At 68.4% G+C, this 14,386-nt stretch carries 16 protein-coding genes; 10 read left to right on the top strand and 6 right to left on the bottom strand.

What is annotated here, in order from left to right:
• The first annotated feature begins 160 nt into the window (after window positions 1-160).
• The 3 genes from C461_RS14610 (at window position 161) to C461_RS14600 (ending at window position 1,852) form a co-directional block, all read left to right on the top strand.
• Window positions 161-466 (top strand): hypothetical protein, encoded by a 306-nt coding sequence (locus C461_RS14610; RefSeq protein ID WP_008002562.1) that lies wholly within the window; start codon window positions 161-163, stop codon window positions 464-466.
• Between the two features lie 116 nt (window positions 467-582).
• Complete coding sequence (gene rnhA / locus C461_RS14605) at window positions 583-1,179, top strand: ribonuclease HI (RefSeq protein ID WP_008002560.1); 597 nt, start codon at window positions 583-585, stop codon at window positions 1,177-1,179.
• Entirely contained in the window at window positions 1,166-1,852 is a 687-nt protein-coding gene (locus tag C461_RS14600) for a DUF7108 domain-containing protein (RefSeq protein WP_008002558.1), read from the top strand. The genes rnhA and C461_RS14600 overlap by 14 nt, the downstream gene beginning before the upstream one ends.
• Before the next feature lie 115 nt (window positions 1,853-1,967).
• Here C461_RS14600 and C461_RS14595 read toward each other — a convergent pair whose 3' ends face one another.
• Entirely contained in the window at window positions 1,968-2,327 is a 360-nt protein-coding gene (locus C461_RS14595; RefSeq protein ID WP_049906735.1) for a PadR family transcriptional regulator, read from the bottom strand.
• A 308-nt stretch (window positions 2,328-2,635) separates the two neighbouring features.
• Between C461_RS14595 and C461_RS14590 the strand changes: the two genes are divergently transcribed.
• Window positions 2,636-3,169, top strand: coding sequence for an inorganic diphosphatase (locus C461_RS14590; RefSeq protein WP_008002556.1), 534 nt, complete (start codon window positions 2,636-2,638; stop codon window positions 3,167-3,169).
• A 236-nt stretch (window positions 3,170-3,405) separates the two neighbouring features.
• Here C461_RS14590 and C461_RS14585 read toward each other — a convergent pair whose 3' ends face one another.
• From C461_RS14585 to C461_RS14575, 3 genes are all read right to left on the bottom strand, one after another.
• Window positions 3,406-4,203, bottom strand: a complete 798-nt coding sequence (locus tag C461_RS14585; protein WP_049906742.1) for a helix-turn-helix transcriptional regulator — start codon at window positions 4,201-4,203, stop codon at window positions 3,406-3,408.
• Between the two features lie 172 nt (window positions 4,204-4,375).
• Window positions 4,376-4,624 (bottom strand): hypothetical protein, encoded by a 249-nt coding sequence (locus tag C461_RS14580; RefSeq protein WP_008002554.1) that lies wholly within the window; start codon window positions 4,622-4,624, stop codon window positions 4,376-4,378.
• Between the two features lie 81 nt (window positions 4,625-4,705).
• Window positions 4,706-6,088, bottom strand: a complete 1,383-nt coding sequence (locus tag C461_RS14575) for an MFS transporter (protein ID WP_008002553.1) — start codon at window positions 6,086-6,088, stop codon at window positions 4,706-4,708.
• Window positions 6,089-6,266: 178 nt separating this feature from the next.
• Between C461_RS14575 and C461_RS16225 the strand changes: the two genes are divergently transcribed.
• Window positions 6,267-6,398, top strand: a complete 132-nt coding sequence (locus tag C461_RS16225) for a DUF7503 family protein (protein WP_008002552.1) — start codon at window positions 6,267-6,269, stop codon at window positions 6,396-6,398.
• Here the strand turns inward: C461_RS16225 and C461_RS14570 are convergent.
• Window positions 6,395-8,542: a caspase family protein gene (locus tag C461_RS14570; protein ID WP_008002551.1), complete on the bottom strand. Its 2,148-nt coding sequence runs from the start codon at window positions 8,540-8,542 to the stop codon at window positions 6,395-6,397. The two genes, C461_RS16225 and C461_RS14570, sit on opposite strands and share 4 nt — an antisense overlap.
• Before the next feature lie 207 nt (window positions 8,543-8,749).
• On the opposite strand from C461_RS14570, the gene C461_RS14565 reads away from it, so the two are divergent.
• The 3 genes from C461_RS14565 (at window position 8,750) to C461_RS14555 (ending at window position 11,894) form a co-directional block, all read left to right on the top strand.
• Window positions 8,750-9,706: a succinylglutamate desuccinylase/aspartoacylase family protein gene (locus tag C461_RS14565; RefSeq protein WP_008002550.1), complete on the top strand. Its 957-nt coding sequence runs from the start codon at window positions 8,750-8,752 to the stop codon at window positions 9,704-9,706.
• Complete coding sequence (locus C461_RS14560) at window positions 9,706-10,890, top strand: pyridoxal-phosphate dependent enzyme (protein WP_008002548.1); 1,185 nt, start codon at window positions 9,706-9,708, stop codon at window positions 10,888-10,890. Before C461_RS14565 ends, C461_RS14560 begins: the two co-directional genes overlap by 1 nt.
• A gap of 98 nt (window positions 10,891-10,988) precedes the next feature.
• On the top strand, window positions 10,989-11,894 hold the full coding sequence (locus C461_RS14555) for a ketopantoate reductase family protein (RefSeq protein ID WP_008002546.1): 906 nt from the start codon (window positions 10,989-10,991) through the stop codon (window positions 11,892-11,894).
• Window positions 11,895-12,039: 145 nt separating this feature from the next.
• Here C461_RS14555 and C461_RS14550 read toward each other — a convergent pair whose 3' ends face one another.
• Window positions 12,040-12,261 carry a DUF7556 family protein gene (locus C461_RS14550; RefSeq protein ID WP_008002544.1) on the bottom strand — a complete coding sequence of 74 codons (222 nt, stop codon included), beginning with the start codon at window positions 12,259-12,261 and terminating at the stop codon, window positions 12,040-12,042.
• Window positions 12,262-12,609: 348 nt separating this feature from the next.
• Here C461_RS14550 and C461_RS14545 point away from each other — a divergent pair, with 348 nt between their 5' ends.
• Together C461_RS14545 and glyS are read left to right on the top strand one after the other, a co-directional pair.
• Entirely contained in the window at window positions 12,610-13,458 is an 849-nt protein-coding gene (locus C461_RS14545) for a CBS domain-containing protein (protein ID WP_008002542.1), read from the top strand.
• Window positions 13,459-14,386: glycine--tRNA ligase (gene glyS, locus C461_RS14540; protein ID WP_008002540.1), on the top strand; the 928-nt coding region annotated here is incomplete at its 3' end.

The raw sequence follows: 14,386 nt of genomic DNA, 5'->3' as shown, positions 1-14,386 counted from the left end.
GTCATCGCATTTATATAATATCTCGACAGACTGACTTAAAAGTTCGTGAGGATCGACCGACCGACGCCAGTCCGAAGCGAACTGGTAACTATCCGGTGTAATTACCGAAAATAGGTTCATTACCCGCTCTCCGGTAGGTGCGACCTACCGTGGGGAACTCATGAAATCAGCGCTACTCTCGATTTTCGACGCGGACTCGCTCGATCAACTCGGCGGCGTCACCGGACTCGGGTGGACCGTCTCCCTCCTCGGATATCTCACGAGCGTCATCGGGTACGGAAACGCCCTCGTCTCGCGACTCATCGCCGACCCACAGTCGTTCCTGTACGTGGGGAGCGTCCTGTTCGTCGCGACGCTCGGTCTGAACCGGCTCCAGCAGTCCGCGACAGAAGGGGAACAGTCCGCGGCCGAGGCGGAGCGGTCGGCCGCCGAAGGAGGCCGACCCGCGACCGGCCGGGACCGGTGAGCAGTCGGACGGATCCGGTGAGCGGCCGCGTCGCAGCGACGCGCACCGAGTCGTAAAACGCGATCGGCGGCCGCCGACGGACAGCGCTTTATCGCGCGGCCGCCGACTGCGAACGAATGCCGACGATCGACTGCGATCCGACGACCGCGCGGGCGCGACTCGCGGACGCCGGCGTCCGGATCGACGACGGAAACACCGCCCATGAGCGGTGGCGCGCCGAACACGGGGGCGCCGTCGCCGTCGCGTACGACGACAAGGTCGTGGTGCAAGGGAGCGACACGACCCGACTGGTGGGACTCTTAAACAACGGCGGGGGCCGCGCCCACGTGTACTTCGACGGGGCCTCGCGCGGCAACCCCGGACCGGGCGCGGTCGGGTGGTGTCTCGTCACCGCGGACGGGATCGTCGCAGAGGGCGGCGAGCGGATCGGGCGGGTCACCAACAATCAGGCCGAGTACGCCGCGCTGATCCGGGCGCTGGAGGCGGCCGACGAGTACGGGTTCGACGAGATCGACGTCCGCGGTGACTCGGAACTCATCGTCAAGCAGGTGCGCGGCGAGTGGAACGCGAACGACCCGGAACTGCGCGAGCGACGGGTCCGCGTTCGGGAGTTGCTGGAGCGGTTCGATCGATGGTCGCTCGGCCACGTTCCGCGGGAGATAAACGCGCGCGCCGACGATCTAGCGAACGAGGCACTCGATGACGCGAACTAACGACGAGCCGCCGGAGTGGGCGAAAGAACGGGCACGAGAAGTGATGGCCGCCGAGGAGGACGCGGCGGCCGCCGAGGAGAGCGATGGCGCCGCCGAGGGCGACGGCGGGGACGACTCGGACCGAATCCCGGACATCCCGGCCGAAGCCGTCGACGAAGCGGAGCGACTCACGCGGCTCGCCCGGGAGACGACCGACGAGGCGGCGGCGGCGTTCTACCGCGAGCGACGCGACGAGCTGGCCGCCGGTCACGACTACGTCCCGCGGCTGCGCGAGGACGACGACACCCTCGTGTTGTACCCCGACGAGTGGATGGCGGACGGGACCGTCCAGCTCGACCGGATCGAGACGACGGACCGCGCGGTCGAGGTGTCGCTGTCGGGGCCGGGTGACGCCGACCGCTACCGCGAGATCGCCGCGTACAACGAGGCGGTCGCCGACGCCGTCGCCGAGCGCGCCGCCGACGTCCACGCCGACACCGCCCGGACGTTCGCGGCGTTCATGAGCAACCACTACGTGCGCGCCGTCGACGACGCATCCCCCGACGTGCGCGCGGAGTTCCGGGAGGAGTTCCTCCCGCGAAACGGATGGCCGACCGACGAGCAGCTCGCCGTCGTCGACGAATCGCTGTCGGTGATCGCGGACATCGCCGCCGACGTCGACGGGCCGGAGTAGCGGACCGAGACGGACGGACCCCCGTCGGCGTCGCTACCAGAGTCGAGCGGACGCGGTTTTCACCGCGTTCGTGTGCCAAAAAGTGTAGTTTCGCGTCGGTACGACCGTCCCGCGGTTATTCTTCGAGGAGCGCGCGGACCTCGTCGGCGCGCGCCTCGTCCGTGACGAAGCGGTCGAGGACCCATTCGAGCTGGCCGAGGACGGCGTCGTGGCCGGCTTCGGTGAGCTCGTACTGGTTCGTCCGCTTGTCGAGTTCGCTCTTCTCGACGAGTCCGACCTCGACGAGGTCGTCGAGGTTCGGGTAGAGCCGACCGTGGTTCACTTCGGAACCGTAGTACGCCTCGAGCTCCCGTTTGATAGCGAGCCCGTACATGGGCTCCTCGGAGAGAATTGCGAGAATGTTCTGTTGAAACGCGGTAAGATCGGCCGCGGATCTGGTTGCGGTCTCATCAGCGACTGATTGTGCCTCTGACATGGATAATGGAAGGGAACCCGAACTTATAACCTTTCTCAAGATTCAGCGGTGTTTAAATATGTAGTTCGACGAAAAAACGTCGAAACGCCACTGTATCGGGTGTAGTGGGGTCGAGATGCCCCGACTGCACCAACTCGCGCCCCGAGTGATCTGCCAACGTATTGAATGAACGGCGACGATCCGTCGGGAAAACCGGGACATGTAGCCGAAATGTGTCAACCGATTCTCCGGCAACCGCTGCCGGGAAGCTGTCGGTGCTGACTGAAACCCAAAAGGATTTTGAGAGCGATCCACGGAATAACACGTACATGGTCAATCTCTGGGAAGATCTCGAGACGGGACCCGACGCGCCGGACGAGATCTACGCGGTCGTGGAGTGTCTCAAAGGCGAGCGGAACAAGTACGAGTACGACAAGGACATCCCCGCCGTCGTCCTCGACCGCGTGCTCCACTCGAACGTTCACTACCCGTACGATTACGGCTTCATCCCGCAGTCCTACTACGACGACGGCGACCCGTTCGACGTGATGGTGCTCGTCGAGGACCAGACGTTCCCCGGCTGCGTGATCGAGGCCCGTCCCGTCGCGCTCATGAAGATGGACGACGACGGCGAGCAGGACGATAAGGTGATCGCGGTGCCGACCGAGGACCCCCGGTTCGATCACATCGAAGACCTCGAAGACATCCCCAAGCAGATCCGCGACGAGATTGACGAGTTCTTCTCGACGTACAAGAACCTCGAAGCCGGGAAGGAAGTCGAGACGCTCGGGTGGGAGGACAAAGAGACCGCGAAAGAAGCGATCGAACACGCACAGGACCTGTACGCCGAGGAGTTCCAGTAGCGCCGACGTCGCCCTCGCCGCCGAGAATAACTACCGAGTATATCACTCCGTATCGGGCATGCGTTATGCCCATGGGTAATTTTTAGAGGCACGCACGCGTAGCGGTAGATAGAACCATGAGCGCCAAAACCCCTCCCGTCGGTATCGATCACCCCACGGTCGTGCCCGTAAACGCCGGCGTCGAAGACGACGATTCCGAGAGAACAGCGTCGGACGAAACGACGGATTCCTAGCGATCAGGCGTCCTTGACGACGGCCGAGAGCGGAGTGGCGTCCGCCACGAACGACTCGAACCGGTCGTCGACCCACTCGAGGAGGAGCGAGTCCGTCGATTCGAGCACGCACCGCGGGTTGTTCCGTCGGTCGTAGGCGGTTACGCACGCGACTCCGTCGTACCGGAACAAGCCGTACGTTATCGGCTCGGAGGAGACGTACACCGTCGCGTTCTCGTCGTCGAGCGCGCGGTCCGTCGCCGGGCCGAACTCCTCGATCGATGTCTCGGCCACGTCGCGATCGATGACCAGTTCGATGTTCGCCCCCCCGTCGAGCGCCTCCGCGGCCGCCTCGTTGAACTGTTGGATAACGACCGGCGAGACGGCTCGCATCTCCGCGCCGCACCCCTCGCGCAGGAGCTCAGTCAGTCGATCGACGGCGGCCAGCGGATTGCGGTCGGCGGCGACGGTCAGTTCGCCGGAGGTGATCGCCTCGGGCGGCAGGTCCGCGCCGACGCGTTCGAGGTCCGCGGCGAACTTCCCGTACCGATCGGCTCGCTCGACCTCATCGAGGAGGCTCTCGTAGGCGTCGTGGACGCGCTGTCCGGTCGACGTCACGCAGTAGGCCGCACCGCGCTTGACGACCCAGTCGCGCTCGCGGAACCCGGCGAGGATCCGCTGAACGGTCGTGCGCGTGGCGTCGACGGCGGCCGTCACGTCCGCCGGTCGGCGGGGTTCCTGTCGGAGCGCTCGGAGAATCGCGACTCGAACCGGTGACCCGGCGAGGTACTGCGCGCCGTCGTGACCCTGGTCGGACGTCATCGTCTGATCGTCGGGTACGGGCATCGAACTGTTAACCGTATCGCGTTACGAACGAGTCGTTTCGGGAGCGATCGAAACCGCCGCGGGACGAGCCGCCGGCCGAGGCCGGATCGACCGCGGAATCGGAATCGGAATCGGTGGCGAGAGCGAGGATGACAGCGATACGCGGACGTCACGGCCGGTACTGGAACGAGACGACGGTCCCGATCGTGTCCTCGCCGCCGATCGTCTCGGTCGCCACCGTGGCGGCGACGACGGCGTCCGCGCCGAGCGCTTCCTCGATGATCGCTCGGAGCGCGTCGGGGTCGGCGCCCTCTTGGAGCACCGGAACCCTGACTTGCTGGCGGTTGACGGCGACGTCGCCGAGGTCGTACTCGGTGTGCTCGAACGCGTCCCGGAGCGCGGCGTCGATGTCGGTCATGGCCGCACGTCGGTCGCGGGAGGTAAAAAACGGCGGGGCGTCCGTACCTGTCGCGGGGCGATTGTGGACCAGTCCCTGCCGTCAGGCGTACGCGTCGTACTCCTCGCCGAACAGCGCGAAGTAGGCGACGCCGACGAGCCCGAACGCGCTCGCGAGTCCGAACGCGACGGTGGGGCTCCCGGGGAACGCGAGCCCCGTGGTCGGCACCGAGAACCCACCGTAGATCAGCCCCCCGAGCGCTGCGCTCGGGATGACGATCGCGTTGCGCACGAGGTAGTACGACCCGGAGACGCGCCCGCCCGCGTCGCGCTCGGCCGGCCCGACGATCAGCGCCTTGTGCGCGGGCAGCCCCGCGAACCGGAGCCCCGAGAACGCGAACAGCGCGACGACGAGCGGCGCGGTCAGCGGCGTGTCGGCGGGCACGCTGATGAGCAGCACGGGGAAGACCGCGTACACGAGGAAGCCGAGCGCGACGACCGGCTTGAGCCCCACCCGCTCGGCCACGCGCGCCGCGGGCGGCATCGAGACGAGCGCGACGAGCATCTCGATCGCGAGCAGGACGCCGAAGAAGGCCGGCGGCGAGAGCGACAGCGGGCCGACGTCGAGGCCGACCTCCAAGAACTGGGTGATCACGATGACGAAGAAGACGTACACCATCCCGTTGGCGAACCGCACGAGGGTGTCGCCGACGAGCAGCGGGCGGAGCTCCGGCGGGAGGGTCCGGAGGTCGTCGACGACCTCGCGAACGCCCTCGAACTCCTTGCCGAGGGTGTCCTCGCTCGCGTCGTAGAGGACGTGCTGGAGCCCGGTGGCGACGACGGCGAACAGGAGCGCCACCGCGAGCACGTACTGGAAGCCCGCGGTGAAGTCGGCGACGTACTGGATCACGCCGGCCGCGATCAGCGGGCCGATGAGGAAGGCGGACCGGCGGAACACCTCGGTGCTCGCGAACCCGCGGGCGAGTCGGGCGGGCGGCACCGACTGCTTGACGATGGCGAACGTCGCGCCGAGGCCGAACGACTTCCACGCCTGCGCGAGGAAGAGTCCGACGAAGATCCAGATCCACGGCTCCAACACGACGCCCGCGACCGTCACCGTCCCGAGGGTCGGCGCGACGAGCCACACCGCGAACCCCAGACTCGACAGCAGCCCGAACAGCGTCAGCGCGACTCGCGACCCGATCCGGTCCGACAGCCGCCCGCCCGGGTACGGGTACACCGCGCCGATGACGTTGCCCACGGTCCCGAACAGCCCGATGACGAACGCGCTCGCCCCGAGCGCCGACAGGTACTCCGGGACGTACCGGTTCGTCATCTGGAAGCCGAGGCTGAACGCGAACATCGCCAGCGACAACACGAGCACGTCCCGCCGCAGCGAGAAGAACTGCCGGAACGGGTCGAGCAAATCGACGTCGTCGCCGCCAGCGCCCTCGCCACCGTCGACGCCGGTGTCGCCGTCAGTCATACGTGCATCCTCCGCCGAAATCGGCATTAACGCACCGGTCACGGACGACGCCGGCGGGGCCCGGACCGACGACGGCGGCCCCGCGTCACTTAATTGTGGGTATATAAGTATTCAAATATTACAGAGAGATTGACGCATAACCATCTTCAATTTAATTGCACGCGATTTCTTGTGTAATATGCACGAAAGTGTTGCAGACTACGTGGCAGAGCACCCGAAGATGGCCGGCGTCCTGTTCACCGCGCTCCTCCTGTTGACGCAGGCGGCGCCCGCGGCGGCGAACGCTGTTGTGTCCAACCCTGGCCCTTAATCGAGAGATATACTATCGCTCCAGTCTAGTTCGTCATTAACGAATATCGGAAGTACTTCGAGACTGAAAAATTCAGTTAGCTCTTCAACTGGAACGTTATCAGCCTCAATATCCGTCGGGGTATAATAATTTGTGCGTGCGGACGCCAAATTAGGAGTGGCAAGGGTTCCGGCACCGTATGGGCCATTTGGGTATATGTTTGCAGAGAAATTCCAGGTAGTAGATTCACTTTTGATCAGATTTATTACTACTGCAGAGCCACTCCGACTCTGACAGATCGTCGTCCCCCCGTCCCCCACGACGATGTACTGGTGGCCGGTGATCAGTTCGCGTTTCGCGACGTGGAGCGCGGTGCGGAGGTTGAAGCCGCTGTTCATCAGTCGGGCGATGATGCGGCCGAGTTGGGTCGCCGGGGAGTTGGCGACGTCGGAGAGGGTGACGATGCCGCCGCGGGAGCCGCGGTGGACGAGCGCCTCGCCTTGGCGGTACGACTGGCAGGCGTTGAGCAGGAAGGCGCTGACGCCGACGTCGAGGTCGTCGTCGGTGAGGTCGAGGTAGTCGTCGGCGCACTGCATCCCGCGGTCGTCGACGTGGCCGACGTAGTGGAGGAAGTCGACGTCGGACCGCAGGACCTCGCGCATCTCGTCGCGGGTGAGGTCGTGGCGCACCTCGATGTCGAACTGCACCATGTCGCGGAGCCCGTACAGGTCCGCGACCGCCCCCTCCTCGCGCATCTGTTCGTCGTTACACACCACGAGCACCGAGATCCGCGACTGTTCGACGGCGCCGGCCTCCAGTCGACGGTGGTAGGCGTCGAGGGTCGCCTTGTTCGCGTCGAGCGGGACGCCGTCGCCGACCCAGGCGTGCTCCACCGTGTCGACCGGCTCGGGCCGCACGAAGTCGGTGTCGGCCTGCACCGCGCCGCGGTCGCCGGTGACGCCCGCGCCGCGGACGGCCCCCGGGTCCGCCTCCGAACTCGCTCCCGCGGCGCCGCGGACGAACTCGCCCGGCCCGAGGGCGTCCGCACCGGCGGCGGGCGCGATGGCGTCGGCGCCCCGGAAGAACCCCATGCCGCCGCCCTCGCTCGCGGCGGCGGGCGTCACCGTCTCCGGGGACCGGACGATCGATAGCTCGCCGGCGACGAACGGGAGCATCTCGACGTTCTCGGGATCGGGCCGCACGTCGGTCGTGAGCGTCCACTGCGGGAGCTCCGGCTCGACGCGGTCGAACGGAACGGCGAGGTACTCGCCGAGCCGCTCTGCGAGCGGGAGGTCGTACAGCCGGCCCCAGTCGAGGTCGAGGGCGGTCGTCTCGCGCTCGTGGAGATCGACCGGGTAGAACCCCTCCGTGCGGGCGAGACAGTCGAAGTGGAACGACTGCCGGAGCGCCTCGGCCGCCCGGCGCTCGATGTCTGGTTCGAGCGGGTACGTCCAGCCGTCGCCCTCGATCCGCGGCGCGTCGCCGGGGACGACCTCGGCCGCGAAGTAGTACGCCAGCGAGACGACCGGGTAGAGGGATTCGTACGTCGGCGGCACGACGATCCGGACTCCGGAGCGGAGCGGCTCGACGCGCTCGGGGACGCGGAACTCGTCGCCGGGCTCGATCAGCGGCGGGTGACCGCGGAGGGTCGGGAAGGACCGCTCGGGGCTCGTCGTCTGGAGCGCGGAGCCGAGCAGCGACACCGCCCGCATCAGGGACTCGGGGTCGGTCGGCGTCGTGATCGTCCCCGCCGGCACCTGGTGGAGCGAGCGGAATCCGAGCGTGACCTCGGCGGCCGCGTCGAGGTCGATCCGGGTCGTCCGCTCCGTCGTCGAGACGGAAAAGCCGGACTCAAACGTGAGATACAGTTTCGTCGGCGCGGGGTCGATCCCGACGTGGTACGTCGCGGTCGGCATCGAGTAGGCGTCGCCGCGGGTGAGCAGCGACCCGTCACCCGACCGGGTCTCGACGACCGCGACCCGGGGGATCTCGATCGCGGCGGTCTCGACCGCGACGCTCGCGTCGACCGGGAAGTAGTGTGCGGACTCGGGGCGCGAGCGGGGGTCGACCGACCGGTCGGTGTACACCTCGAACTGCGTGTTCTCGATGTGGTCGGTGACGGTGAGGCCGGCCGCCTCCGAGAGGGGGTCGATGTCGATGCTCATGGGCAGGGTGTGCGTGCGTCGGCGTCCGGCCCCGCCACACGGAGCGCCGGCACGCGGTCTTCGATACCGGTTCGTCGGCCGAGACGGCGATAAACCTTGTGTCGATCCCGCGACGCACACCGGGCGGGCCGGTGGAACGGCCGGTGTGAACCGGTCGACGATCCGCGGACCGAACCGATAAAGGGGGCGCCCGACCACGTTCGCGTAATGATCACGCTTGGAACGGCCAGCGCTCCGCCGGGAGAGACGGACACGGGCCGTCTCGAAGTGGGCGAAACGCGGGACGGGAGCCCCGTGCGACTGCCGGTCGCCGTCATCAACGGCGCGTCGGACGGGCGGACGCTGTACGTGCAGGCGGTCAGCGACGGCGACGAGCTGAACGGGTTGGGCGTCGTCAACCGGTTCGTTCCCCGAGTCGATCCGACCGAGCTGTCCGGCACCATCCTCGTCGTCGGCGTCGTCAACTACTTCGGGTTCCAGGTGGCCGAACACCGGAACCCGATCGACGACCGGAAGATGAACCGCGGCTACCCCGGCGACGAGAGCGGCACCACCAGCGAGCGGATCGCCCACGCGACGTTCCAGGCGGCGAAGCGCGCCGACCTCATCTTGGACCTCCATCAGGGATCGACCAGTCGGATGATAAACGAGACGCGGGTCCGCTGCGGCGTTCGCCACCGCCTCCACGGCGACTGCTTGGAGCTCGCGAAGGTGTTCGGGTGCGGGCACGTCCTCGACATCAAGGGGCCGGACGGCCAGCTCGCCCGGGTCGGCCCGAACCACGGAATCCCGACCATCGACCCGGAGCTCGGAGGGTGCGTCGGTTGGGACGAGGAGTCGATCCGGTACGGCGTCGAGGGCGTGTTCAACGTGCTCCGGTACTACGGGTTCCTCGACGGAGAGGTCGCGACCGACCAGCAGATCCGGGCGCGCGGCTTCGACCAGTACGGGGCCCCCGCGGGCGGACTCGTCCGGTTCGAGCGCGAACTCGGCGAGCGCGTCTCCGCCGGAGACGCCCTCTTCGAGGTCACCGACGTCTTCGGCGAGCTGAAAGGGCGGGTGACGGCCGACACCGACGGCGTGTTCTGGCGGACGCGACGGCTCCCGCAGGTCGCGGCCGGCGAGTACGTCTGTTCGGTCGGCACCAACGTCGACCGGTACTGATGGGCGACGATCGCGGCGAAGATGCGGACACGACCGAGACGCCACCGCGGTCGCTCCGCTGTCCGGATTGCGGAACGGTGTTCGCGGACCGGTGGCGCTGCACCTGCGGTGCCCCGCTTCGCTTCGCCGAGCCCCCGGTGCCGACGACGAGCGAGCCGGTCGACGCGCTTTCGGGCGAAGCCGCCGCCGGACTCTGGGCGTTCGCGGACTTCCTCCCCGTCGGCGACGACCCCGCCGAGCGGGTGACGCTCGGCGAGGGGATGACTCCGCTCGTCGACGCTCCCGACTGGAACGCCGCGTTCAAACTGGAGTACGTTTTCCCGACCGGCTCATTTAAAGATCGGGGCGCGACGACGACGCTCACCCGCGCCCGCGAGTTGGGCGTCGAGCGCGTCGTGGAGGACTCCTCGGGCAACGCCGGGGCGGCGATCGCCACGTACGCCGCCCGGGCCGGGATCGACGCCGCGGTGTACGTCCCCGCGGACGCCAAAGCATCCAAGCTGCGAGCCATCCGCCGGGCCGGCGCAGAGCCGATCCGGATCGAGGGGAGCCGCGCGGACGTGACCGCGGCGTGCGTCGCGGCACTCGGGCGTGAAGAACCGGGCGCGACCGGAGAGCGAGACGACACCGAAGCCGCCTGGTACGCCAGCCACGCGTGGAACCCGGCCTTCTTCGAGGGGACCGCGACGGTCGCCTACGAGATGGCCTTCCAGCGCGGGTGGACGGCCCCCGACGCAGTCGTAATGCCGCTCGGCCACGGGACGCTGTTTCTCGGGGCGTACTGGGGGTTCCGCCGGCTCGAACGCGCCGGCTGGATAGACGCGATTCCCCGGCTGTTCGGCGCGCAGGCCGCCGGTGTGGCGCCGGTCGTTCGCGCGCTGCACGGCCCCTCCGCCGCCGACCCCGAGGGGCGCGTCAACGCGGCGGCCGACGGGATCCAGATCGCCGAGCCGGTCCGCGAGACGGAGATACGCGAGGCGATCGCGGCCACCGACGGCGACGCGCTCGCCGTCACGGAGCCGGCGGTCGACCGCGAGCTCGACCGCCTGCACCGGGCGGGCTTTTACACCGAACCGACCTGCGCGGTCGCGCCGGCCGCGCTTCGCGAACTCCGCGAGCGAGGGACGCTCGCGCCCGACGACGACGTGGTCGTTCCGCTGACCGGAAGCGGGCTGAAGGGGTGATCTGGAGGCTCGGCGGTCTCGGTCTCGCCGTCATCTCCGCCTCACCGTCGCCCGATGCCACCGTCATCTCTTTTCGGCCCGGACCCGTGTGACCGCCCATGGAGATACTCGTCTACGGCGCGGGCGCGCTCGGCAGCCTCGTGGGCGGGTTGCTGGCGCGGGCGCACGACGTCACCCTCGTCGGACGCGATCCGCACATGCGAGCGATCCGGGAGGACGGCCTCCGGATCGACGGTGAGGTCGACGCCCACGTCCGCCCGCGAGCGCTCACCGACGGCGCCCACCGTTCGGCGGCCCTCGCGCTGGTGACGACGAAGGCGTACGACACCGACGCGGCGGCGACCGCCCTCGCGACCGGCGAGTACGAGGCCGTCTGCTCGCTGCAGAACGGGCTCACCGAGGAGCGGCTCGTCGCGGCGCTCGATCCGGTGGTGCTCGCGGGCACCGCGAGCTACGGCGCCCGGTTCGCGGAGCCCGGTCGGGTGACCTGCACCGGGGTCGGCGAGGTCGTCGTCGGGGCGCTCGCCGGCGGTCCGGACCCGCTCGCCGGGCGGGTCGGCGCCGCGTTCGACGCGGCGGGGATCGAGACGACCGTCGCCGAGGACATGCCGCGGCGCCGGTACGAGAAGCTCGCGGTCAACGCCGGGATCAACGGCCCCTCGGCGCTGGCGAGGGTGTCGAACGGGGCGACGGTCACCGGTCCGGCGGGCGCGGTCGCGCGGGAGGCGGCCCGAGAGGTCGCGAGGGTCGCGCGGGCGGAGGGCGTCGACATCGACGGGGACACCGCGGTCGCCGCCCTCGAACGAGTCGCCGCCGACACCGCCCCGAACCGCTCGTCGATGTGCGAAGACGTCGCGGCCGGTCGGCGGACCGAGGTCGAGGCCATCTATGGAGCCGCGCTCGACCGCGCCGATCGGGCCGACGTGGCCGCTCCAACCTGTCGAACGATCGCGTCGCTGATCAGAGCGTGGGAAGCCGATCACGGGATCCGCGGATCGGACTGAGAAACGGGAAGCGGGAAGCGGGAAACGGAAACGGGGGAACGGGGAAACGGGAAACGAAAACTTGGGGCCGTGGCGAGGGCGAGCTAGCGCCCGACGAGCGCGGGCGACTACGGGTGCGCGGGTGTGGATGCGGGCGGTCGCGCGGTCAGCACCACTCTTCGAGAATGGTGGCGTCGGTCTCGTCGACCGAGACCCACGCGTTCTCTCGGGACACGTCCGCGATCACGAGGGCCGGTCGCGACGTCGAGGAGTCGATCGACGCCATGATGTCCGGCGAATCGTCGGCGCCGAGCGTCGGATCCGTCGGCAGCGCCGTGGGGCGGTGATCGGGGTCCGGGTCGTCCCAAGGAGTGGAACTCCGTGACATGATTGTGAATTGTTCACAGTACGTATAAACGTTCCGAACGAGAGACGATCGCCGTCGGTGGATCGGCGATTCGGCGGATAGATCGACGGATACTCCCCGAAATCGCCATCGATCGGACGACGATCGGCGCTCGAAATCGACGATCCGATGAATCAGTTGTCGCGCTGTCTGGTTGTCCCTGCGGTAGGCAGGCGGGGGAGACGGGGGGAGCAGGCGGGGAGACGGGGAAGCAGACGGGGAGACGAGTGCGGCAGGCGAGCGGAGAGGGCGACGCAGCGGCGAAACCCCGGCGGCGCGCCGCCGACCACCTTCGCAGTATACAAGAGGTGCCACGGAGAAAGACGGTGCATGAACGTATCAGACGCCATGACGCCGCGAGAGGATCTCGTCGTCGTCGAGATTCCCGGGAGCCGGAACGACGTGTTGGAGTACATCCAGGAGTACGGCTTCTCCTCGGTGCCGGTCGTGAAGGACGTCGAGGGCGAGGAGGTGTACCGCGGGCTCGTCTCGCGTGACGACCTCATCGATCAGCCGGACGAGGACCAGCTCGCGCTGTTGATGCGCGAGGTCCCGACGGTCGACGCCGACGACGATATCGTCGACGCGGCCGCTCGGATGGTCACCGAAGAGTCTCGGCGACTCCCGGTCGTCGACGGCGACGCGCTCGTCGGGATCCTCACCGTCACCGACGTGGTGCGAGCCATCGCCCGCGGCGAGATCGACGGCGACACGGCGGTCGGCGGGCTCGCGACCCCCGAGGTCAACGCGACCCACACCGAGACGCCGCTTCCGGTCGCCGAGCGCGAGATCGGTCTCGCGAACGTCCCGTACGCGGTCGTGTTGGACGACGACGCCGGGATCGCCGGCATCCTCACCGAGGTCGACATCCTCGCGGTCGCCCGCGTCGTCGAGGGCGAAGCGAGCACCGGCGACTCGATCGCCGAGCAGGACTCGGAGTGGTCCTGGGAGGGGATCAAAGCGACCGGCGCGCGCTACCTCCCCACCCGGAACGTGGAGCTGCCCGCGGAGGCGACGCGCCACTTCATGACCGAGGACCTGGTGACCGTCAGCGCCGCGCGGACCGCCAAGGAGGTCGCACAGGAGCTCATCAGCAACGACATCGAGCAGGTGCCGCTCGTCAACGGCACCGACCTCGACGGGATCGTGCGCGACGTCGACCTCCTGGAGGGCCTCTAGATGGCCGCGGGCGACCTCGTCGAGCTGGCGAAGCGACGCGGGTTCTTCTTCGGCTCGAACGGCGCGTACGGCGGCACCGCGGGATTCTACACCTTCGGTCCGCAGGGGGCGGCGCTCAAGAAGAACGTCGAGGACGCGTGGCGCGACCGGTTCACCATCCGCGAGGGGAACCGCGAGATCGAGGCGCCGACGATCATGCCCGAGGCGGTCTTCGAGGCGTCCGGCCACCTCGAGGGGTTCGACGACATGCTCGTCGAGTGTCCCGAGTGCGGCGAGTCCCACAGAGCCGACCACCTCGTCGAGGACGCGACCGACGTCGAGGACGCCGAGGCACTCCCGGGCGAGGAAGTCGAAGCGCTCATCGCCGACCACGGGATCGCCTGCCCCTCCTGTGGCACCGCGCTCGCCGGCGAGCCGGTCGAGGCGTTCAACCTCATGTTCGCGACCGACATCGGTCCCGGCGACGGCCAGCCCGGCTACCTCCGTCCGGAGACCGCACAGGGCATCTTCGTCGAGTTCCCGCGGCTGAAAGAGTACGCGCGCGGCACCCTCCCGTTCGGGATCACCCAGATCGGCCCGGCCTACCGCAACGAGATCTCGCCGCGCGGCGGCCTCCTCCGGCTGCGCGAGTTCACGCAGGCGGAGTTAGAGCAGTTCATCGACCCCGAGGACGACGAGCCGCCGCTCGACCGCGTGCGCGACGTGTCGGTCCGGCTGTACCCGGCGACGGAACAGGAGGCGGACGACGGCGACTACCTCGACACCACGATCGGCGAGGCGGTCGACGAGGGCGTCATCGGCTCCCCGTGGGTCGGCTACTACCTCGGCGTCGCACAGGAGTGGTACGAGCGCGTCGGCGTCGACATGGACCGGTTCCGGTTCCGCCAGCACCTCGCCGGCGAGCGCGCCCACTACGCGGCCGACTGCT

This window comes from Halorubrum aidingense JCM 13560 (assembly GCF_000336995.1).
GTDB classification, from domain to species: Archaea; Halobacteriota; Halobacteria; order Halobacteriales; family Haloferacaceae; genus Halorubrum; species Halorubrum aidingense.
The sequence above is the reverse complement of the archived record's forward strand: the minus strand, read 5'-3'. Positions and strand labels throughout refer to the sequence as shown.

Bases quoted from the DNA above. Each gene is read 5' to 3' on its own strand.
- C461_RS14610 (WP_008002562.1), top strand. From the start codon at position 161: ATGAAATCAGCGCTACTCTCGATTTTCGACGCGGACTCGCTCGATCAA.
- rnhA (WP_008002560.1), top strand. From the start codon at position 583: ATGCCGACGATCGACTGCGATCCGACGACCGCGCGGGCGCGACTCGCG.
- C461_RS14600 (WP_008002558.1), top strand. From the start codon at position 1,166: ATGACGCGAACTAACGACGAGCCGCCGGAGTGGGCGAAAGAACGGGCA.
- C461_RS14595 (WP_049906735.1), bottom strand. From the start codon at position 2,327: ATGTCAGAGGCACAATCAGTCGCTGATGAGACCGCAACCAGATCCGCG.
- C461_RS14590 (WP_008002556.1), top strand. From the start codon at position 2,636: ATGGTCAATCTCTGGGAAGATCTCGAGACGGGACCCGACGCGCCGGAC.
- C461_RS14585 (WP_049906742.1), bottom strand. From the start codon at position 4,203: ATGACGTCCGACCAGGGTCACGACGGCGCGCAGTACCTCGCCGGGTCA.
- C461_RS14580 (WP_008002554.1), bottom strand. From the start codon at position 4,624: ATGACCGACATCGACGCCGCGCTCCGGGACGCGTTCGAGCACACCGAG.
- C461_RS14575 (WP_008002553.1), bottom strand. From the start codon at position 6,088: ATGACTGACGGCGACACCGGCGTCGACGGTGGCGAGGGCGCTGGCGGC.
- C461_RS16225 (WP_008002552.1), top strand. From the start codon at position 6,267: ATGCACGAAAGTGTTGCAGACTACGTGGCAGAGCACCCGAAGATGGCC.
- C461_RS14570 (WP_008002551.1), bottom strand. From the start codon at position 8,542: ATGAGCATCGACATCGACCCCCTCTCGGAGGCGGCCGGCCTCACCGTC.
- C461_RS14565 (WP_008002550.1), top strand. From the start codon at position 8,750: ATGATCACGCTTGGAACGGCCAGCGCTCCGCCGGGAGAGACGGACACG.
- C461_RS14560 (WP_008002548.1), top strand. From the start codon at position 9,706: ATGGGCGACGATCGCGGCGAAGATGCGGACACGACCGAGACGCCACCG.
- C461_RS14555 (WP_008002546.1), top strand. From the start codon at position 10,989: ATGGAGATACTCGTCTACGGCGCGGGCGCGCTCGGCAGCCTCGTGGGC.
- C461_RS14550 (WP_008002544.1), bottom strand. From the start codon at position 12,261: ATGTCACGGAGTTCCACTCCTTGGGACGACCCGGACCCCGATCACCGC.
- C461_RS14545 (WP_008002542.1), top strand. From the start codon at position 12,610: ATGAACGTATCAGACGCCATGACGCCGCGAGAGGATCTCGTCGTCGTC.